Source organism: Allobosea sp. R86505, from assembly GCF_042466375.1.
Lineage (GTDB): Bacteria > Pseudomonadota > Alphaproteobacteria > Rhizobiales > Beijerinckiaceae > Allobosea.
Window position 1 is genome coordinate 2,236,891 of the sequence record NZ_JAXHPY010000001.1, and the last position, 20,027, is coordinate 2,256,917.

Below are 20,027 nucleotides of genomic sequence, written 5' to 3' on the forward strand. Positions count from 1 at the left end.
CCTGCGCTGAGTGCCATGCTGGTCCAACTGTCGATACGCGACATCGTCCTGATCGACCGTCTCGACCTGACGTTTCGTGACGGCCTGAGTGTGCTCACGGGCGAGACCGGCGCCGGCAAGTCGATTTTGCTCGACGGGTTCGCGCTGGCGCTGGGTGGGCGCGGCGATGGCGGCCTCGTGCGCCATGGCGAGACGCAAGGCCAGGTCAGCGCGGTCTTCGACCTGCCGGGCGGCCATCAAGCGCGCAAGCTGGCCCAGGCGCAGGAAATCGACACCGACGGCGATCTGATCCTGCGCCGCGTGCAATATGCCGATGGGCGCACGCGCGCCTTCGTCAACGACCAGCCCGTCAGCGTGCAGATTCTCAGGATGATCGGCGCCGCGATCGTCGAGATTCATGGCCAGCATGACGACCGCGCGCTGACCGACCCGGCGCAGCATCGCCTGATCCTGGACGGTTTCGCCGGGCTGGAGGCGCAGGCGGAGTCAGTCATTACCGCCAGCGAGACGCTCAAGCGCGCGCGCCAAGCGCTGCAGGCGCAGCGCATGCGCGTCGAGGCGGCGCGCAAGGAGGCGGATTTCCTGCGCCATGCCGTCGCCGAACTCGGCAAGCTCGCGCCGAAGCCCGGCGAGGAGGAGGCGCTCGCCGCGCAGCGCCAGGGCATGATGCAGGCCGAGAAGGTCGCCCGCGACCTGATCGACGCGCATGAGGCGGTCGCCGGGCAGGGCTCCCCCATCGCCGCCCTTTCGGCCGTGCTGCGTCGCCTCGAACGCCGGGCCGGACAGGCGCCTTCGCTGATCGACCCCTCGCTGGCTGCGCTCAACACCGCGATCGTCGCGCTGGAGGAGGCGGGCGAGGCGCTGGCCGCCGGGATGCGTGCCGCCGAATACGATCCGCGCGAGCAGGAGCGCGTCGAGGAGCGGCTCTTCGCGCTGCGCGGGGCTGCGCGCAAATACGACGTGCCGGTCGAGGGGCTGGTGCCGCTGGCGCAGAGCATGGCGGCCGATCTCACCGCCCTCGACGACAGCGAGATTTCGCTCGGCCGGCTGGAAGAGGATCTCGTCCGGGCCGAGGCAGCCTATGTCGGGCTCGCGGGCAAGCTCTCCGCCGCGCGCCAGAAGGCGGCGGCGAAGCTCGACGCGGCCGTGAAGGCCGAACTGCCGCCGCTGAAGCTGGACCGCGCCCGCTTCATCACGAGAATCGACAGCGACGAGACGGCGCGGGGCCCGGAGGGCTTCGACCGAGTCGAGTTCTGGGTCGAAACCAATCCCGGCACGCGGCCCGGCCCGATGATGAAGGTGGCGTCGGGCGGCGAGCTCTCGCGCTTCATGCTGGCGCTGAAGGTCGTGCTGGCCGAGCGCGGCTCGGCCCCGACGCTGGTCTTCGACGAGATCGACACCGGGGTCGGCGGCGCGGTCGCGGACGCCATCGGCGAGCGGCTGGCGCGGCTCGCCGGCAAGGTCCAGGTGATCTCGGTGACGCATGCGCCGCAGGTCGCCGCCAAGGCGGCCCAGCATTTCCTGATCGCCAAATCGGCGCTGCCGGGTGATGCCGCCGCGCGCACCGTGACACGGGTGACGGGGCTCGCGGACGAGGCGCGCCGCGAGGAGATCGCCCGCATGCTGGCCGGCGCGAGCATCACCGAAGAGGCGAGGGCAGCCGCCGGGCGGCTTCTGGAGGCGGCAGGCGTCAGGGGCTAAGTCCCCGTTCAGGCGGCGGGCACCAGTTCGAAGGCGTTGCCGGCGCGCCTGACCGTCTTGAAGCCCTCGACATGGCCTCCGGAGACGATCCAGGCGAGGTCGCTCGCCCGCCCGAGGATGTCGCGACGCGTCGCGACCGCGACCGCGCCATCGAAATCGAAGACGAGGCCGACCTCGGGATCGGCCGCCTGCAGCGTTTCGAGATGCACCGCATCGCCCCAGAGCAGCAGGTCGCGCCCGCCATTCTCGATCAGGTAGCCGCTCTGGCCGTGGGTATGGCCGGGCAGCGGGATCAGGGTCACGCCCGGGAGGACGTCATCGACGTCGCTGATGGCGTCGACGCGGTCGGGGTAGAGACGCAGCAGCGTCTCGGCGATGGCGAAGCCGCCGCGGCGGTTTTCGGGCGTGCTCAGGCGCTTGTCTGCGTCGGTGAAAAAGCCGAGCTCCGGGGCCGGAACGAGGATGCGTGCGTTCGGGAAATAGGGCGCCTCGCCATCGAACAGGCCGAGCGCGTGGTCGCCATGGAGATGGGTGATCAGCACGCGATCGACGCTCTCGCGCGTCACGCCGAGCGCCTCGAGGCCGGTGCGGGCATGGCCATAGGCCTCGCCCCAGGAGGTGCCGGTCCCCGCATCGACGAGGATGATGCCGCCTGGCCCGCGCAGGACGAAGCAGTTCACGACAATCCGCAATGTCGGCCGGCCCCATGCGGCGATGGCGCCGTCGCGCGCGGCGGTGCCGGAGGCGTGCGTCAGCACGTCGATCGGGGCCTCGTAGAAGCCGTCGTGCAGGATCGAGACATCGTAGAGACCGAAGCGCCGTGTCTGCTGATCCATGAGAGCCGTCCCTGTTCCGTGGGACCCCGATCACAGCGCAGGGCGTCGCGCCTTGGCAAGGCGCGACGCCGGACGGTCGCCATGTGCCTCAGTTCTGCGGGATGAACTGCGCGTCGCTGATGGTGAAGGCGCCCTGCACTGAGGCGACCGTGAACTCCAGTGCGCCGCGGCACCCGGCCGGCGCGGCGGCGCTGGCCTTCGCGCCGGGCCTGGCGCAATGGCGTTCGAGATAGGTGATGGTGTCCTGCGGCATGCCGGCATCGTCCAGGCGCACCGTGCCGCTGGCGTCCTGGGCGAGGCCGCCGCGGGCCATGCCGAAGCCGGAGACGGTGACGTTCTCGACGCGGATGAAGAGCCCCGCGAGTTCGGCGCGGCGCTGCTTGACCTCGGCCAGCGTCATCATCTGCGCGCCGTCCTGGGCGTGAGCCTGCGCGCTCGCCATCCAGATCCCCGCCACAATCGCCCACCGCATCCGCATCGTTCTCTCCGCAAGCGGCGGCGGGATCGCGCGACGGGCCTGAGTCGTCAAGGGCAAGCCGATCAACCCCGCTCCGTCATTCCGGGCGAGCGAAGCGAAGGCCCGGAATCCATCGTCGGTCGCTGCGCTCTTCGATGGATTCCGGAGCGGTGCCGCTGGCGCGGCTTGTCCGGAATGACGGCGCATTTGGAGTGTGGGGCGTATCCTTTAAGGCTGCGATTGCCATCCCGGTTTCTTTCCGTCGCCATTTGCGCTATGAGCCCCGCAATCGATGGCTGCGCCCTGCGCCCGTCGCCGACATCCTGCGCCGTCATTCCGATTCCGCGCCGTAACCCTAGGCCCTCTGTCCCATGTCCTTTCTGACCTCGAGTGCGCCGCTCGCGCGCGCGCTCGCCGAACGCAACTATTCCGAACCGACGCCGGTGCAGAGCGCCGTGCTGGAGCCGTCCGCCGCCGGGCGCGACCTTCTGGTCTCGTCGCAGACCGGCTCGGGCAAGACCGTTGCCTATGGGCTCGCCATCGGCGCGACCCTGCTCGGCGAGGCCGAGGCCTTCGGCCGTGCGGCCAAGCCGCTCGCCCTGATCATCGCGCCGACGCGCGAACTCGCGTTGCAGGTCCAGCGCGAACTCGCTTGGCTCTACAAGCACGCCAATGCCCGTATCATCGCCTGCGTCGGCGGCATGGACCCGCGCCGCGAGGCCGCGCTGCTCGACGAGGGCGCCCATGTCGTCGTCGGCACGCCCGGCCGCCTGCGCGACCATATCGAGCGCCATCGCCTCGATGTCTCGGCGCTGAAGGCCGTCGTGCTCGACGAGGCCGACGAGATGCTCGATCTCGGCTTCCGGGACGATCTCGAATTCATCCTGAAGACCACGCCGGCCGAGCGCCAGAGCCTGCTGTTCTCGGCGACGCTGCCCAAGGCGATCATCCAGCTCGCCAAGAGCTACCAGAACGATGCGCTGCGCATCGAGGTCGCGGCCACGCCCGGCGGCCATGCCGACATCGAGTATCGCGCGATCCGGGTCTATCCGAAGGAAGCCGAGCTCGCGGTGGTCAACCTGCTGCGCTTCCATGATTCGCCATGCTCGCTGGTGTTCTGCAACACCCGCAATGCGGTGCGCCATCTCGAGGCGATCCTGCTGGAGCGCGGCTTCTCGGCCGTGGCCCTCTCGGGCGAACTCTCGCAGAGCGAGCGCAATTCGGCGCTGCAGGCGCTGCGCGACGGCCGGGCGCGCGTCTGCGTCGCCACCGACGTCGCCGCGCGCGGCATCGATCTGCCGGGGCTGACGCTGGTCATCCATGCCGAACTGCCCAACGACCCCGAGGTGATGCAGCACCGCTCTGGCCGCACAGGGCGCGCCGGCAACAAGGGCACGAGCGTGCTGCTGGTGCCGCCGTCGCGCCGCCGCAAGGCGGAGATGCTGCTGGCCGAGGCCAAGGTCGAGGCCGTCTGGGCCGGCCCGCCGACGCAGGACGAAATCCGTGTCCTCGACAAGGAGCGGCTGCTCAACGACCCGATCCTGACCGGCGAGCCCGGCGAGGTCGACGCCGCGATGGTCGAGGCCCTGATCGCCGGCCGCTCGGTCAACGAGATCGCGGCCGCGCTGGTGCGGATTTATCGCGCCCGCCTGCCGGCCTCCGAGGAGGTCGGGGACCCGAACTTCGCCCGCGACGAGCGTCGTCCGGCCCGGGCGCGTGAGGATTATGCGCCGCGCGAGGGGGCTCGTTTCGGCGAGAACCGCGAGGACAGCCCGCGTTCGGACGCACCGCGCCTCAAATCGGGGCCGCGCGGCGACACCGTCTGGTTCCGCCTGAGCGTCGGCCGCAAGGATGGCGCCGATCCGCGCCAGCTGCTTCCGATGATCTGCCGACGCGGCAAGATCACCCGCGACGAGGTCGGCGCGATCCGCATCTTCGACAAGGAAACCAAGGTCGAGATCGACGCCGATGTCGCCGAGCGCTTCTACGAGCTGGCGAAGGCCGTCGACCGCGACAAGATCGTGATCGAGCCGGTGACCGGCGAGGACGAGCGCCGCCCGGCCAAGCCCTTCGCCGAGAAGGCGAGCCATGCGCCCGCGCCCTATGCCAAGCCCGAGCGCGACGGCGATGCGCGTCCGCCCCGGGCTTACGAGAAGAAGCCCTACGAAAAGAAGCCGTACGAGAAGAAGCCCTATGAGGGCGGGGACAAGAAGCCCTACGCCAAGAAGACCTACGAGCCGAAGCCCTACGAGGCCAGGCCCGAGGCCAAGCCCTACGAGGGCGGCGAAAAGAAGCCCTATGAGGGCAAGAAGAAGGCCTATGAGGGCAAATCCAAGCCCTTCGGCGCCGCCAAGACCTATGACCCGGTGCGCAGCGACCGCGACGCCCTGTCGGACCCGAACGTTTCGTTCCGTTCGGGGCCGAAGCCCCGCTTCGACAAGCCGGCCGGCGACAAGCCCTATGGCGAGAAGAAGCCCTATGCGCCGAAGCCCTTTGGCGCCGGCAAGTCGGGCGCCGGCAAGTCCTTTGCGGGCAAGGCGCCGTTCAAGGGCAAGAAGCCGCGCTGAGGCGGCCGGCGCCGGCTCGCCCGGCGCCTCCTGACTTCCTTAGCGCAGGCCGAGGAAGGACAGGATAGCCAGGACGACGACGATCAGGCCGATGATGTAGATGATGCTGTTCATGGAACTGCCCCCGGTAGGGCGGCAGGGCGCTGCGCCCGCCGCCAGGTCGATGATGGGCAGTGAACCGCGTCTTCGCGCGAAAGTTCCCGCTTTCGCGCGACGGGTGGCGACCGCAGCGTCAGCCGGGGCAGGCTGTCAGCCCTCCACGACCTTGCGGTAGAGATGCCAACTGGCATGGCCGAGGACCGGCATGACCACGATCAGGCCCACGAGCAGCGGCAGGCAGCCGAGCACCAGCAGCCCCGTGACCATCAGACCCCAGACCGTCATCACGCGCGGGTTGCGCTCGACCGCGGCGAGCGAGGTGCGCACCGCCGTGGCGACGTCGACCCGCCGGTCGATGATGTGCGGGAAGGACACCACCGAGATCGAGAAGGCGACGATCGCGAAGAGCAGCCCGACCGCATTGCCGACGACGATCATCGTCCAGCCGCCGCCGGTGGTGAAGACGGCGCGCAGGAAGTCCAGCGTCGAGACGTCCGCCGGCAGGCCGAGCAGACCCTTGTAGATGAACCAGGCACAGGCCAGCCAGGCGAGGAACAGCCCGGTCAGCATCGCGCCCAAAAGCAGGATCTGGCCGATCGCCGGCGAGCGCAGCAGGGCGAAGGCGTGCTCCCAGCCCGAATCGAGATGGCGCTCGCGCCGCCGGCTGATCTCATAGAGCGCGATCGCCGCGAAGGGCCCGAGCAAGGCGAAACCGCCGAGCAGCGGGAAGAGCAGCGGAAAGACGTTGAAGCTCACCGTCGCCTGCGCCAGCAGCACGCCGATGATGGGATACATCAGGGCGACGAAGGCGAGGTGGCTCGGCTGCGCCTTGAAATCCTCCCAGCCCAGCCTCAACGCCTCACGCAGGTCGCGGGTGGTGATGGTGTTGACGCGCGGCAGGACAGGCGCACCCTCGCGTGGGACGCTGTGCAGATGGGTGTCGAGATTGGCCATGGCGTGTCTCCCGGTTGTGGCCCGGTTCGCCTTGCAGCCCTTTGACGCGAGCTTGGGTCAACGGCCTGAAGGCGTCGAGCTTCCAATTCCCAGCTGAGGAAGGATAGCCGAAAAGGTCAGCCCTGTCGCAGGCGGCGCGAACACGAATGCGGGAACGGCGGCTTTCATCCTGCCTTCCCACGACGCCGGCTTCTCGCCTAATGAGGGACCATGAGCGCGCCCGAACCCATCCCCGTCGCCGAACTGACCTCCCGCCAGGCCCGCGCCGAGCACAGGCGGCTGGCTGAGGCGGTGGAGGCGGCCAACATCGCCTATCACCAGAACGACGCGCCGGAGATGGACGACGCGACCTTCGATGCAATGCGGCGACGGCTGGAGGCGATCGAGGCGGCGTTTCCGGCGCTGAAGGCGGCCTCGTCGGCCAGCGTCCAGGTCGGCGCCAAGGCGTCAGGCAAGTTCGCCAAGATTCGCCACCGCGTGCCGATGCTCTCGCTCGACAACGCCTTCACCGACGAGGCGGTGGCCGAGTTCGTGCAGCGGGTGCACCGCTTCCTCGGCCGCAAGGACGAAGAGCCGATCGCCTTCACCGCCGAGCCCAAGATCGACGGGCTGTCGCTCTCGCTGCGCTATGAGAAGGGCGCGCTCGTGCATGCCGCGACGCGCGGCGATGGCGAGGAGGGCGAGGACGTCACGGTCAACGCCCGCACGATCGGCGAGATCCCGCAGGTTCTGGCCGGGCCTGACCTTCCGGAAATCGCCGAGGTGCGCGGCGAGGTCTATCTGGGCCATGCCGATTTCGCCGGCATCAACGAGCGCCAGCGCGAGAAGGGGCTTCCCGAATTCGCCAATCCGCGCAATGCGGCGGCTGGCTCGCTGCGCCAGCTCGACGCCACGATCACCGCCTCGCGGCCGCTGCGCTTCTTCGCCTATGCCTGGGGCGAGATGCCGGAGCTGCCGGCGCCGACGCAATCGGGCGTCGTCGAGGCCTTCGGGCGCTGGGGCTTCCGCACCAATCCGCTGATGAAGCGCTGCGAGAGCGTCGAGGCGCTGCTCGCGCATTACCGGCTGATCGAGAGCCAGCGCGCTTCGCTCGGCTACGACATCGACGGCGTGGTCTACAAGGTCGACGATCTCGGCTTGCAGGCGCGGCTCGGCTTCGTCTCGCGGGCGCCGCGCTGGGCGATCGCGCACAAATTCCCGGCCGAGTTGGCCACGACCGTGCTGGAGGCGATCGAGATCCAGGTCGGGCGCACGGGCGCGCTGTCGCCGGTGGCGCGCCTGCGGCCGGTGACGGTCGGCGGCGTCGTCGTCACCAATGCGACGCTGCACAATGAGGACTATATCCGCGGCTACGACTCCAAGGGCGAGCGGATCCGCGACGGCGAGCCGCCCGACATCCGCGTCGGCGACACGGTGACGGTGAAGCGCGCCGGCGACGTGATCCCGCGCGTGGCGGCGGTCGATCTGAGCAAGCGGCCGGCGGATGCCAAGTCTTACGCCTTTCCGACGCTCTGCCCGGCCTGCGGCAGCCATGCGACGCGGGAGATCAATCCGCGCTCGGGCAAGGAGGATGCGGTGCGCCGCTGCACCGGCGGGCTGATCTGCCCGGCGCAGGCGGTCGAGCGGCTGAAGCATTTCGTCTCGCGCGACGCGCTCGACATCGACGGGCTCGGCGACAAGCAGATCGAGTTCTTCCACGGCGACCCCGACCTGCCGGTGAAGGAACCGGCCGACATCTTCACGCTCGCTGCGCGCGACGCTGCCAATCTCAAGAAGCTCAAGGACAAGGAAGGCTTCGGCGCCCAGAGCGTCGCCAAGCTCTTCGCCGCGATCGAGGAGCGCCGGACGCCGCCGCTCAACCGCTTCATCTTCGGGCTCGGCATCCGTCATATCGGCGAAACCAATGCCCGCCTGCTGGCACGCCATTACGGCTCCTTCGAGGCGCTGCGGGCGGCCGGGCTGGCGGCGGCCGACCCGGCCTCGCCGGAACGGCAGGAGCTCGACGCGATCGATGGCGTCGGGCCCACCGTGGTCGAGGCGCTGACCGATTTCTTCGGCGAGCCGCACAATGAGGAGTTGCTCGACCGGCTGCTGGCGCAGGTGACGCCACAGCCACTCGAGGCCGTCGCGTCCGCCAGTCCTGTCGCCGGCAAGATCGTGGTCTTCACCGGCGCGCTCGAGCGCATGACGCGTGACGAGGCCAAGGCGATGGCCGAGCGGCTCGGGGCCAAGGTGGCGGGCTCGGTGTCCTCCAAGACCGACCTGCTGGTGGCGGGGCCGGGCGCGGGCTCGAAGCTGAAGGATGCGCAAAAGCATGGCGTCGAAGTGATCGACGAGGCCGGCTGGTTCGAGCTCGTCGGTGGCTGAGGCCTTCGCCATCGGCCCGTCCGGCCGATCGCCCAGGCTGATGCGCCCGATCACTTTTCTTCAAGACGGCCCCGGCGCGATCGGGTTTAACCTCGCGCCATGGATCTGATCACGCAGGAACAGGCGCTGGCCGAGACGCCGCTGAAGACCGGCGAGCGGGCGCATCTCTTCGCCGCGCGCCGCTTCGACGGACTGGAGTTCCTGGCGGCGACCTTCCGCACCCATGCCTATGCCCCCCATGCCCATGACACCTATGCGATCGGGACGATCCTGACCGGCTGCGAAATCTGGCATGCGCGCGGCCGGAGGCTCTATGCCGGGCCCGGCGATCTCGTGATGAACCAGCCGCTCGACGTCCATGACGGGGCGCCGAGCGAGGGCGGCTATCGCTACCGGATGAGCTATCCCGGGCTCGATCTGATGCAGGAGCTGGCGGCTTCGCTGACCGGGCGCGAGAGCGCCGGCACCCCCTTCTTCCGCGAGCCGGTGGTGCACGACCCCGAGGGAGCGGCGCAGTTCGCCGCCGCGCACCGGCTGCTGGAGGAGGGGGCGGATGCGCTCGCTGGCGAGGAGGCGCTGCTGCGGGCCTATGCCGCGATGCTGGTGCGCCATGCCGATCTCGGCCCGCGCCCGATCGGGCGCGAACCCGGCCCGGTCGATCGCGCGCGGGCGCTGATCGAGGCCCGGCATGACGAGGACCTCTCGCTCGCCGAGATCGGCGCCGTGGCCGGCCTGCCGCGGCATCACCTGATCCGCGCCTTCCGGGCTGAGACCGGACTGACGCCGCATGCCTTCCTCGTCGATGTCCGGGTCAGGCGGGCGCGCGAGCGGCTGCGGCGGGGCGAGGCGCCCGGCGCGGTCGCGGTCGCCACCGGCTTCTGCGACCAGGCCCATCTCACCCGCGCCTTCAAGGCGCGGCTCGGCGTGACGCCCGGCGCCTTCCGCGCCGCCCATCTCTCCTGAAGGCCCATCACGATGTCCACCTTGCGCGACGATGCCCGTCGGGGCCTGCGCGACATCGCGCCCGCCATGCTCGCGGCGGTGCCGATCGCGCTGCTCTTCGGGGCGCTTGCGGCCGGCAAGGGCCTGTCTCCGCTGGAGACGCTGGTGATGGGCGCGCTGGTCTTCGCCGGCGGGGCGCAATTCGCGGCGGTCGAGCTCTGGGCGACGCCGGCGCCGATCGGTGCGATCGTGTTCTCGACGCTGCTGATCAATGCCCGCCATGTGCTGATGAGCGCCTCGCTGGTGCCGAAGCTCGCGGGCTTCTCGCGCGGGCAGACGGCGCTCGGGCTCTATTACATGGCCGACGAGAACTGGGCGCTGGCCGAGAAGCGGGCGCGCACCCACAAACTGACGCCGGCCTACTGGTTCGGGATGGTGGTGCCCTTCGTCGCCTGCTGGTGCGCGACCTCGACGCTCGGCGCCGTGGTTGGTGCCGCGCTGGGCGATCCGCGCCGCTTCGGGGCCGATTTCGCCTTCACGGCGCTGTTCATTGCGCTGGTCGCCGCCTTCTGGAAGGGGCGGGTGACGTTCTGGACGGTTGCTGCGGCAGGGTTCGCCTCGGCGCTGACCTACGGGCTGATCGGGCCGCCCTGGCATGTGCTGGCGGGCGCGTTGTGCGGGCTCGCCGCCGCGTGGTTCGCGGCTGGCTCGGGCGTGGACGCCGAGCCCGCGCCGGAGGCCCGCCCATGACGCTCGACCCGCACAATCTGCTCGCCATCCTCGGCATGGCGATCGCGACCTATGCGACCCGCCTGGCCGGGCTCGCGCTTGCCGGACGGCTCCAGCTTTCGCCGCGCGCCCAGGCCGCCTTCGATGCGATCCCGCCGGCCGTGCTCGTCGCCGTCATCGCGCCGAGCGCGCTCGCCACTGGCTGGCCGGAGACGGTCGCCGCGCTGCTGGCCGCGCTCGCCGCCACGCGCCTGCCGCTGCTCGGCGTGGTGGCGGTCGGTGTCGCGGCGGTGGTGGCGTTGCGGGCGCTGGCCTGACTCAGTCGCGGATGATGGTGTTGACCGCGATCACCATGCCCTGTCCACTCACGGCGAGGTTGTAGCTGCGCGACAGGGCGGCCTTGAGCTGCGGCTCCGCGACGGCGATCTTGGCCTTGATGTCGGCGGAGGAGCCGCTGTCCGTCTTCTGCCGCAGCACGATGTCGCCGGTCTTGAGCGAGAGGACCTGGTAGCGCGCCCAGTTCTCGCGCGAGATGTTCTGGCGCCAGTGGCTGCAATCGCGCTTGAAGGCCCGGTCTGCGAAGAGCGTCTCGGCCTCCTGATAGCTGATGCTGCGATCGACGACATTGGTCAGCTTGTACTCGAAATGGTCGCTGAAATTGCCGCTGAGGCCGAGATTGACGAAGATGTTCTTGATGCCGCTGACAGCGCCGCTGGCCTCGAGCTTGAAGCTCAGATCGACGTCCGACTGTCTGGCGTCGACAGGCAGCACGGCATATCGCGCCAGATCGACCTCGCAGAGACGCTCCAGGTTGACCGGGCGGGACCGGTCCTCGGTCGCCTTCTCGCGGGCGAAATAGAGCGAGCCGACATTGATGCCCGCGCGGGCGGGTCGAAGCTCGCGCCCGCCTGTTCCTCCTGGGAGATCCGGTTGCGGCGGTGTCGCGCAACCTGCCGCCAGAAGTCCGCATGCGATCGATAGGAAATGCCTGGTCATGGTCGCCCCCGCCCGAGAATGACAGGGACGATAATACTACCTAAGGTTGTGTCAATTCCGATCTTCGCTCACAGCGGCAGGCAGGCCCTTTCCAGCCACGCCTTCGCCTCGCCCTCGACCAGATCCGCGAGCTTACCCCAGACCTGAGCGTGATAGGCGTCGATCCAGGCGATCTCGCCGGCGTCGAGCAGGGCGCGGTCGATCAGCGCGCGCTCATAGGGGCACCAGGTGATGGTCTCGAAGCCGTAGATGGTGCGCTCGCCGCCCGGGATGGCCCGCTGCTCGACAACGATGAGGTTCTCGATGCGGATGCCGTAATGGCCTTCCTTGTAGTAGCCGGGTTCGTTGGAAAGGATCATGCCGGGCTCCAGCGGCGTCGTGCCGAGCTTGGAGATGCGCTGCGGCCCCTCATGCACCGAGAGATAGCTGCCGACGCCGTGGCCGGTGCCATGGTCGAAATCGAACCCCGCCTGCCAGAGCGGCAGCCGCGCCAGCGCATCGAGCTGGGCGCCCGAGGTGCCCTTGACGAAAACCGCGCGCGAGATCGCGATATGGCCCTTCAGCACGCGGGTGTAGCGGTCCCGCATTTCGGCGCTGGGCTCGCCGATCGCCATGGTGCGGGTGATGTCGGTGGTGCCGTCCTCATATTGCCCGCCGGAATCGACCAGCAGGATGCCGGGCTCGATGCGCCGGTTGCTCGCTTCCGTGACGCGGTAATGCGGCAGGGCCGCGTTGGGGCCGGCCCCGGCAATGGTGGTGAAGGACACGTCCTTGAGCAGCCCGGTCTTCAGCCGCTCGGCCTCGAGCGCCGCGACCGCGTCGATCTCGGTCAGCCCGCCCTTGGGCGCCTCGCGCGCCAGCCATGACAGGAAGCGCACCATCGCGGCGCCGTCGCGGAGGTGGGCGGCGCGGGCGCCGGCGAGTTCAGCCTCGTTCTTGCGGGCCTTCATCAGCGCGATCGGGTCCGTGCCGGCATCGGGCGTGCCGCCTGAATCGCGGATCAGCGTAGCGAGTGCCGCGGCGGCCGTCGTCGCGTCCAGCCTGACCTTCGCGCCGGCCGCGCCCAGCGCCGCGAGCTGTGTCGTGAGAGCAGCGGGCGGCGCGGTCTCGCCGACGGCGCCGATGGCGTCTCCCGCCTCGTTGGTGATCTTCTCCGGCGCCAGGAAAACGGTCGGCCGGCCCTCGCGCTGGACGATGGCATAGCCAAGCGGCAGCGGCGTGTGCTCGACATCGCCGCCGCGGATGTTGAAGGTCCAGGCCAGCGCATGCGGGTCCGAGACGACGAGCGCATCGACCTTTGCCTTCGCCAGCGCCTCCTGGATGCGGGCGAGCTTGCCGGCGGCGTCCTCCCCGGCGAAATCGGCGCGATGCGCCTTCACGGGCGCGGCGGGGGGCGCCGGCCTGTCGCTCCAGATCGCGTCGACCGGGTTCTGCGAGACCGCAACGAGGCTGCCGCCGGCCATGGCCGTTGCCTTCTCCAGCTTCGCGACGCCGTCGACCGTGTGCAGCCAGGGATCGTAGCCGAGCCGTCCGCCGACGGGCAGGTTCTGCTCGATCCAGCGGTTGAGCGGCATCTCCTCCATGCGGGTCGGGGTGACGATGGCGGTATCGGTCTGCTCCTGGGACTGGATGGTGTAGCGGCCGTCGACGACCAGCGCTGCCCGGTCGGCGAGGATGATCGCGTTGCCGGCCGAGCCGGTGAAGCCGGTCAGCCAGGCCAGGCGGGCCATATGGGCGGGGACATACTCGCCCTGGTGCTCGTCGGCGCGCGGCACGATGAAGCCCGTTAAGCCCTGCCTTGCGAGTTCCTGCCGCAGCGCCGCTACGCGCGGCGCGACCTGGGAGGGGTCGGTCGGCTCGGAGAAGTTCTGGAAGCGGCAGGTGAGCAGGGCAGGCGATTCGGGCATCGGCGGGGTCCGGTTGGCTTTGCGTCATCGTTGCGGGTGCCGGCGGCGATGGCGAGTCGAAATGGCGCTGCGCGATGCGCGACGCCGTCTAAAAAAGCCGCCGCAAAAGCAGGCGTCTGCCACTTCGCTATGCGAATTCGTCAATCATTAACGAAAACCCGCCCCTCGTATGCGTTGGGCGCATATCTCGCATCTGCGAAATCCTCTTTTCGCAGATGCGAAGACGTACCACTTTGGTCGCATAAGAGAACGAGGAAGCGACCGGGACTGTCCTTCGTTTCGATTGAGGAGATGGATCCCTATGACCTATGTGCTGAACAACACCGCCGTCCTGCCCGCCACCGAGGTCAAGAAGACCGCGGCGGCCTCGGAAGGCCCCGGATTCTGGCAGCGTTTCTACGCCGCGATGATCGAGAGCCGCCGCCGCTCCGCCCTGCGTGAGCTGCGTGCCCACAGCTTCCGCATCAACGAGGCCGGCCTGATGCTCGGCGGCGTGTCCGCCACCTCGCTGGCGACCGATGAGGCCCTGCCGTTCAACCGGTGAGCCGCGCCCCGTCCGGCGCATGACGCGCCGGAGCCTTCCCGATTTCTGCGCCGGTCACCCGGCGCCTTTCAAGGACGCAAACCATGATCGCCATCATCAAGCATGTCTACGAGAGCATCGTCGACGCCGTGAAGTTCGCCTCCGCCGTCTGGCACGACGCCCGCTCCATGCAGGCGGAAGCCGAGGCCAAGTACGGCCATATCGGCTTCTGATCGCGATCCTTCGCGATGCTGGCCGCCTGACGCGACGTTCTGCGCTTCCGGTGCTCACGGACGATATGTCCGCTCCGCTCCGGTTCTCGAACGCCGCGCCATTCGGCTCAGCCTGGCGAAGGATCGGCAGTCCGCGACCCGACACAAGGTCGCGCGGCTGGAGGATTATCGAAGGTGGCGTGGCCTCGGGGCTGCGCCGCCTTTTTTCATGACCAGCGTCGCCCAGCCTTCGCGCAGCGACTGGCGGGCGAGATAGAGCCCCTGGTGCCGGTAGGTCGAGACGACGCCGGCGACGTCCATGGCGAGCAGGCCCGAGAGGATCACCGTGCCGTCATCCGACAGCACCCGCGCGATTGAGGGGGCGAGGCGCTTCAGGGGACCCGCCAGGATGTTGGCGAAGACGAGGTCGAAATGGCCCGGCCGGTTCGCCCTGGCATGGCGCAAGCCCGGCGCGACATAGAGATCCAGCGCATGGGGCGCGTGGTTGACGCGGGCGTTGTGCGCGGCGACCTCGACCGCGATGGCGTCGATATCGCCGGCGACGACCTTGCGCTTGGTCTGCTTGGCGAGTGCCAGCGCCAGGATTCCGGTGCCAGTTCCGACATCGATCGCGTTTCGCGGGCGGCGGCGCTTCAGTTCGGCGTCGAGCGCGAGCAGGCAGCCGGCCGTGGTGCCGTGATGGCCCGTGCCGAAGGCGAGCGCGGCGGGGATCTCGATGCCGATATCGTTGATCCGCACCGCGTCGCGGTCATGATCGCCATGGACGAGGACGCGGCCGGCGCGGACGGGCTTCAGCCCATCCAGGCTGGCGGCGACCCAGTCCTGCTGATTGACCGTCTCGAAGGGCGTGGTGTCGATGACATCGCCGACGATCGGCCGCAGCATGTCGCGCACGGCCTCCTCGTCGGGATGAACCGCAAAGTAGATCTCAACCTTCCACGGCGCGTTCAGCGACAGCGTGGTAACGCCGGTCTCGATCTCGAAAGCCGAGATCGCGGTTTCGGTGGGGTCGAAGACCTCGCCGAGCAGCTCGGTCAGCGCGCGCGCCTTCTCGCCGCTGGTCGAGAGTTCGAGGACGGTCGCGACCGTGGAGGGGAGGAGGCCTTCGCGCATGGCGGCGGGATAGCAGGCGTGGGCGCGGTTGTCATGCGCGTCCACAAGGTCTCGTCCGTCTTCAGTGGTCGCGCGCGGCCAGGGCGCGGAACAGTGTCTGCGTCTGCCCGTCCCGCTCGGCGAAGCGCAGCGGCTTGCAACGCTCGACGATGATCTCGCCATCCGCAGGCGCGGCTTCGAGCAGCGCCATCACCTCGGCGGTGAAGTCGGCGAGCGGCATGGCGTCGGGGTCGGTCGCCTGCTGCGGGCCGAGCAGCTCGGTCTGGACATAGGGCGGGGCGATCTCGACGACCTCGACCGAGGTGTCCTTAAGCTGATGGCGCAGCGCCATCGACCAGGAATGGATCGCCGCCTTGGTGGCGGAATAGGTCGGGGTCGCCGCCAGCGGCACGAAGGCGAGGCCCGAGGAGACGGTGACGACGGAGGCTCGCGGCTGTGCCAGCAAATGCGGCAGCAGTGCCGCCGTGAGCCGGATCGGGCCGAGCAGATTGGTCGCGATCGTCTCCTCGGCGATGGCGATGTCGATCTGTGTTTCCGGCCGCATGATGCCGGCATTGTTGATGACGACATTCAGGCCCGGAAAGCGCGTGACGGCCTCACGGGCGAAGGCTGCGATGTCGGCCTTGTCCTGAATGTCGAGCAGCATCGATGCCATGCCGGGATTGGCCTGGGTGACTTCGTCGAGCACGCGCTCGCGGCGGCCGGCGATGATGACGGTGTTGCCCTTCGCATGCAGCGCTTCGGCCAGGGCGCGGCCGATGCCGCTGCCGCCGCCGGTGATGAGGATGGTGTTTCCGGTGATGTTCATCGCAAGGCCCTTTCTCGGTTGCGTCCGACACAGCTAGGGCCGATGCTCTCCAATCGAAAGAAGGCACCTGAAAGTGCCATAGGCACCCAAAGGAGAGCGTCGCATGCAGATGATCCGCGAGGCCGTGGAGGCGATGCGCGAGCAGGGCCGGCTGATCCATCCGGAGGTCAGTCCGCAGGTCGAGGCGCTGGTGCGGGACGTGATCGGTCAGGTCGCCGACAAATGGACCATGCTGATCCTGGAGGCGCTGGAGGAGCATGGCACGCTGCGCTTCCGCCAGCTCGGCCGGATCGTCGGCGGCATCAGCCAGAAGATGCTGACCAAGACGCTGCGGCAGATGGAGTGCGACGGGCTGATCACCCGCAAGGTCCACCCGGTGATCCCGCCGCATGTCGACTACACGATGACGGAGATCGGCCGCGAACTGACGGCGGCCTTCTGCGGGGTCTGGGTCTGGGCGGAGACCTATCACGCGCAGGTCGAGGCGGCGCGGGCGGCGTTCAAGGCGCGAGAGGGGCGGTGAGGGGGCTGAGCCTTCAAAGAGAAAATGCCACGTCATCCTGGGCGCAGCGAAGCGAAGACCCGGGATCCATGCCGGAACTTTTCTCGGAAAGGCTCCGGAATGGATCCCGGATCGGCGCCGCTTTCGCGGCTTATCCGGGATGACGGGAGGTTCCTGCGTGCTATTTGGCGGCTGGTTGTAACGCGACATCCGGTGCGGGAATCAGCGCGATGACATGTTTCGCGATGTCGGCCGCTATTTCCGGATCGGCCTTGAGTTCGCTCGGGGTGCGGGCGCGGGGAATGGCGCGGCCTTCTTCCTCGATGTCTTCAAACCACAGCGCGACCGCCTCCGGCGCATTCGCCAGCGCCTCATCGAGGGTGTCTCCGGCAGAGAAACAGCCTGGCAGATCGGGAAACCAGACGCCGACGGCGAAGTCGGGCCCTGCGTCCTCGATGATGGCGACGTAGTGGGTCATGTCAGTCGCGGGGCCAGCCTGCCTGCTTGTAGATCGTCAACACGAGGCCGGGACCGAAATTCTTCTTCGGATGCGGCACAGTGATGATGTCACGGACGCCCGGCTTTTTAAAGCTAAATGTCCCAAATTCGAACGAGCCTCCAACAATGAAACCGCCCGAGACCGTGATTCCACTACCCATTACACGATCATCAGACATCTGATCACCTCATATTGAGCCAAATAATCGGAGCGATTTGTGACACGACAATACATGCAAACAAGGTGAAACTTATAGCCCTTGACTTAAAAATTGCCGAGCGTACAGGCGCATCATAATCTTTACTAACTACAGTAGCTGAAAAACACTCGCCCATATAAACAAAAAGATTCCTCCTACCTCTATCCAGATTGCGAAGCGAATATGCGAGGACTAAATTAGTAATAACGAAAATAACTACATCAATAAAAAAAATATAATCTAATATTTTTGTAACTCGCATTTCATGTTGTCCCAAATATCGCAATCTTTGAGCTAATATTTTAGCTGAGCTCGAGTTCAAATTGTTTGTCTGAACGCAAATACATCGCCCCTATATGTTGGCACATATACAATTTCCCTATCCTGAGTCATGCTGACCGCATTCGTGATTGCATCCGGCACCTGCAGATAGGTTTGCGGCGCGAGCGTCAGCGGATCGATCTCGCGATAGATCCCGCCATTGCTGCCCAATCCGACGACGCCGTTATTCAAACGCGGCGAGCTATAGAGACGCGAGCCGCAATAGAGCTTTTCGACGAGCGACAAGCTATCGAGATCAATGACGTAGAGGTACTTGTCGCCCGAGCCGCAGAAGACCCGACCATGGCTGATCAGCGGCGTGGTGTAGCAAATGTTGCCGGACTTGAACTTAGCGACGAATTCGCCGGTATCGAGTCGGACGATATAGCCGATATTTCCCAGATAGGCGGCCCTTCCGGCTCCGATTGACGGCAGAATAGCCCAGCTTTGGTCCTCTTTGAAGCGGGAAGCGCGTAACGACAACGTCCGTCGCAGCAGAATCGCGTTCAGACCGCGATACCACGCCCCAGTTGTGCGTTTCTTGCTGATTTTGCCACAGTGAGGGCGGACTTCACCTGTCGCCTGCGTCGTACGACCGCTTCCAGCCGTCAGCATGGCGTTGGTTCTCTTCGCCGCAAATCGTCGATCATGTCGAGGATGCGCCGGAACAAGTGACGGGGCGCAGCCACTTCGGCCATCTGGAAGACGGCGTAGCGCGCGTGGGCAATCACCTTCGCGCCGATCTTCACCACCTTCTCGCGGATCGTGGTCAGCGACCAGCATTCCATCTCCTCCGGCAGTGCGAGCGTGCGCAGGAAGTTGCACAGGTTGTAGGCCAGGGCGTGAAGCTGGAGCCGCACGGCGTTGGCCTTCATCGTGCCGCAGGACAGCCGCGTCCACTTCACCGCGTTCTTGCCTTCTTTGATCCACTGCTCCGCCGTGCCGCGCTGGTTGTAGAAGGCGACGATGCGGTTCGCGGGCCGGGTCAGGTTGGTGACGATGAACCCGACACGGGGATAGAGTTCGCCGGGATGCCATTCCACCTTGGCGACCACGCGCCGTTTCCGGCTCCACGATCCGGCCCGATAGCTGAAGCTGGCATGGAACCGCTGGACATGCATGGGCGGGCGTCCGATGGGGCGCTTTAGCAGGTAGGCGATGTGGCCCTGAAGAACGGCATTGGCCTTGAGGCGGATGGTGTATTTGTAGCCTTCGGCTTCCAGGTAGTCGTACAGGTCGGGCAGGGCGAAGGCGGCATCGCCGCGGAAGAACCGCCGCTTGGTCCTGTCCCGATAGCGCGCCACCACGGGTTCCAGCACCGAACGCAAGTCGTCGGCGCTGTGGACGTTGCCGGAACGCAGCTTGGCCCGCTCCAGATCGCCGAACTGGTTGAAGACGAACAGCGGGTGGTAGCAGGTGCAGCCAAAGTGGCCGTTGTAAGCGGCGCCTTCCTGCTTGCCGTAGGTTGGGCTGACGCTCGAGTCCATGTCGAGCACCACGACATTCGTCGGGCGGCGGGCATGAACGGCGTCAATCCACGTCCCCGACAGGTCCGCCAGGGCGGCTAGGTTGGCCTTGCCGGTCAGCACCTCGGTCTCGAAGCGCCCCATCTGGCTAGTCGACGCTGCCTCCTTGGTCTCTGCCCTGCCGCCAACGATCCAGCGCATCGCCGGGTCATGGCCCAGGCGGTCGGCGTCATTGACATCCTCGTACCCGGCAAGGCGGCCGAACACCGATTGCCGGAATTGCGCCGTCAGGGTGTGGCGATTGTTCTTGCCGGTCCTCAAGTCGGCCAGCACTTGCCCAGCTATCTCGGTCAAGCCAAGGGCATCGTCCAGTTCCCGGAAGGCGAGCAACCCGGCATCCGACGTGACCCGTGATCCATGGAACTCCAGCTTGAGGCGGCGGTCGAAAGCGACCCGCAGATTGCCCGTTTCCAGTTCACCCGTCACAACCTCCATGACCAGCCGCTCCAAACACCTACAACACATTGATTCTTATATCATAATCTTCGGTCTTCGTCATGAATTGGCGCGGCTATCTGGGAAATGCGGGTTAAAGACGTGGTGCGAGTCCGTAGTGCGCACGCACCGCCAGCCTTCGCGTTCGAGGCGGCGAATGATGTCGCTGCTATTGTTGAGCATGGGTGCCTCGGGTTAACGGAGAAGCACCCAACTATTTACATGCATTTGTATTGCTTCGCTCAAAACGAGCGGACGTGTCCACGGAATTCTTCTAACGTGCTGTAAATGCGTGCTTTTTTAAATCGTTGAT

20 protein-coding genes are annotated in these 20,027 nt (G+C 67.3%); 9 read left to right on the forward strand and 11 right to left on the reverse strand.

What is annotated here, in order from left to right; translation table 11 throughout:
- Nucleotides 1–15: 15 nt before the first annotated feature.
- Nucleotides 16–1,701 carry a DNA repair protein RecN gene (recN, locus tag SJY11_RS10795; protein ID WP_376986597.1) on the forward strand — a complete coding sequence of 562 codons (1,686 nt, stop codon included), beginning with the start codon at nucleotides 16–18 and terminating at the stop codon, nucleotides 1,699–1,701.
- 8 nt (nucleotides 1,702–1,709) lie between these two features.
- On the opposite strand, the gene aidB is transcribed toward recN, so the two are convergent.
- Nucleotides 1,710–2,537, reverse strand: a complete 828-nt coding sequence (gene aidB, locus SJY11_RS10800) for an AidB family quorum-quenching N-acyl homoserine lactonase (protein WP_376986598.1) — start codon at nucleotides 2,535–2,537, stop codon at nucleotides 1,710–1,712.
- An 88-nt stretch (nucleotides 2,538–2,625) separates the two neighbouring features.
- Entirely contained in the window at nucleotides 2,626–3,009 is a 384-nt protein-coding gene (locus tag SJY11_RS10805; RefSeq protein WP_376986599.1) for a hypothetical protein, read from the reverse strand.
- A 356-nt stretch (nucleotides 3,010–3,365) separates the two neighbouring features.
- Here SJY11_RS10805 and SJY11_RS10810 point away from each other — a divergent pair, with 356 nt between their 5' ends.
- Nucleotides 3,366–5,561 (forward strand): DEAD/DEAH box helicase, encoded by a 2,196-nt coding sequence (locus SJY11_RS10810; protein WP_376986600.1) that lies wholly within the window; start codon nucleotides 3,366–3,368, stop codon nucleotides 5,559–5,561.
- Nucleotides 5,562–5,810: 249 nt separating this feature from the next.
- Here the strand turns inward: SJY11_RS10810 and SJY11_RS10815 are convergent, their stop codons facing one another.
- Nucleotides 5,811–6,614 (reverse strand): DUF2189 domain-containing protein, encoded by an 804-nt coding sequence (locus SJY11_RS10815; protein ID WP_376986601.1) that lies wholly within the window; start codon nucleotides 6,612–6,614, stop codon nucleotides 5,811–5,813.
- A 210-nt stretch (nucleotides 6,615–6,824) separates the two neighbouring features.
- On the opposite strand from SJY11_RS10815, the gene ligA reads away from it, so the two are divergent.
- The 4 genes from ligA (at nucleotide 6,825) to SJY11_RS10835 (ending at nucleotide 10,969) form a co-directional block, all read left to right on the forward strand.
- Entirely contained in the window at nucleotides 6,825–8,981 is a 2,157-nt protein-coding gene (gene ligA / locus SJY11_RS10820; protein WP_376986602.1) for an NAD-dependent DNA ligase LigA, read from the forward strand.
- Between the two features lie 99 nt (nucleotides 8,982–9,080).
- Nucleotides 9,081–9,944, forward strand: a complete 864-nt coding sequence (locus SJY11_RS10825; protein ID WP_376986603.1) for an AraC family transcriptional regulator — start codon at nucleotides 9,081–9,083, stop codon at nucleotides 9,942–9,944.
- A 12-nt stretch (nucleotides 9,945–9,956) separates the two neighbouring features.
- Nucleotides 9,957–10,673, forward strand: coding sequence for an AzlC family ABC transporter permease (locus SJY11_RS10830; protein WP_376986604.1), 717 nt, complete (start codon nucleotides 9,957–9,959; stop codon nucleotides 10,671–10,673).
- Nucleotides 10,670–10,969 carry an AzlD family protein gene (locus SJY11_RS10835; protein WP_376986605.1) on the forward strand — a complete coding sequence of 100 codons (300 nt, stop codon included), beginning with the start codon at nucleotides 10,670–10,672 and terminating at the stop codon, nucleotides 10,967–10,969. Before SJY11_RS10830 ends, SJY11_RS10835 begins: the two co-directional genes overlap by 4 nt.
- A 1-nt stretch (nucleotide 10,970) precedes the next feature.
- Here SJY11_RS10835 and SJY11_RS10840 read toward each other — a convergent pair whose 3' ends face one another.
- Complete coding sequence (locus tag SJY11_RS10840; RefSeq protein WP_376986606.1) at nucleotides 10,971–11,648, reverse strand: hypothetical protein; 678 nt, start codon at nucleotides 11,646–11,648, stop codon at nucleotides 10,971–10,973.
- Between the two features lie 68 nt (nucleotides 11,649–11,716).
- Nucleotides 11,717–13,555, reverse strand: coding sequence for an aminopeptidase P family protein (locus tag SJY11_RS10845; protein WP_376986607.1), 1,839 nt, complete (start codon nucleotides 13,553–13,555; stop codon nucleotides 11,717–11,719).
- Between the two features lie 301 nt (nucleotides 13,556–13,856).
- Here SJY11_RS10845 and SJY11_RS10850 point away from each other — a divergent pair, with 301 nt between their 5' ends.
- Nucleotides 13,857–14,099, forward strand: coding sequence for a hypothetical protein (locus SJY11_RS10850; protein WP_069055833.1), 243 nt, complete (start codon nucleotides 13,857–13,859; stop codon nucleotides 14,097–14,099).
- 83 nt (nucleotides 14,100–14,182) lie between these two features.
- Entirely contained in the window at nucleotides 14,183–14,311 is a 129-nt protein-coding gene (locus SJY11_RS10855) for a hypothetical protein (RefSeq protein ID WP_257785728.1), read from the forward strand.
- Nucleotides 14,312–14,476: 165 nt separating this feature from the next.
- Here the strand turns inward: SJY11_RS10855 and SJY11_RS10860 are convergent, their stop codons facing one another.
- Nucleotides 14,477–15,424, reverse strand: a complete 948-nt coding sequence (locus tag SJY11_RS10860) for a 50S ribosomal protein L11 methyltransferase (protein WP_376989299.1) — start codon at nucleotides 15,422–15,424, stop codon at nucleotides 14,477–14,479.
- Between the two features lie 61 nt (nucleotides 15,425–15,485).
- A complete protein-coding gene (locus tag SJY11_RS10865; RefSeq protein ID WP_376986608.1) occupies nucleotides 15,486–16,232 on the reverse strand; it encodes an SDR family oxidoreductase in 747 nt (248 codons plus the stop codon).
- Nucleotides 16,233–16,341: 109 nt separating this feature from the next.
- Here SJY11_RS10865 and SJY11_RS10870 point away from each other — a divergent pair, with 109 nt between their 5' ends.
- The gene (locus tag SJY11_RS10870; protein ID WP_376989300.1) at nucleotides 16,342–16,755 is read left to right on the forward strand and encodes a winged helix-turn-helix transcriptional regulator; all 414 of its coding nucleotides are present in this window, start codon (nucleotides 16,342–16,344) and stop codon (nucleotides 16,753–16,755) included.
- A gap of 160 nt (nucleotides 16,756–16,915) precedes the next feature.
- Here SJY11_RS10870 and SJY11_RS10875 read toward each other — a convergent pair whose 3' ends face one another.
- The 4 genes from SJY11_RS10875 to SJY11_RS10890 all read right to left on the reverse strand — a co-directional run bounded on the left by SJY11_RS10875 (nucleotide 16,916) and on the right by SJY11_RS10890 (nucleotide 19,714).
- Entirely contained in the window at nucleotides 16,916–17,212 is a 297-nt protein-coding gene (locus SJY11_RS10875; RefSeq protein WP_376986609.1) for a type II toxin-antitoxin system HicB family antitoxin, read from the reverse strand.
- 1 nt (nucleotide 17,213) lies between these two features.
- Nucleotides 17,214–17,411 carry a type II toxin-antitoxin system HicA family toxin gene (locus tag SJY11_RS10880; RefSeq protein ID WP_376986610.1) on the reverse strand — a complete coding sequence of 66 codons (198 nt, stop codon included), beginning with the start codon at nucleotides 17,409–17,411 and terminating at the stop codon, nucleotides 17,214–17,216.
- A 339-nt stretch (nucleotides 17,412–17,750) separates the two neighbouring features.
- Nucleotides 17,751–18,368 carry a PQQ-binding-like beta-propeller repeat protein gene (locus tag SJY11_RS10885; protein ID WP_376986611.1) on the reverse strand — a complete coding sequence of 206 codons (618 nt, stop codon included), beginning with the start codon at nucleotides 18,366–18,368 and terminating at the stop codon, nucleotides 17,751–17,753.
- The gene (locus SJY11_RS10890) at nucleotides 18,362–19,714 is read right to left on the reverse strand and encodes an IS1380 family transposase (RefSeq protein ID WP_376986612.1); all 1,353 of its coding nucleotides are present in this window, start codon (nucleotides 19,712–19,714) and stop codon (nucleotides 18,362–18,364) included. The genes SJY11_RS10885 and SJY11_RS10890 overlap by 7 nt, the downstream gene beginning before the upstream one ends.
- Nucleotides 19,715–20,027: the final 313 nt, after the last annotated feature.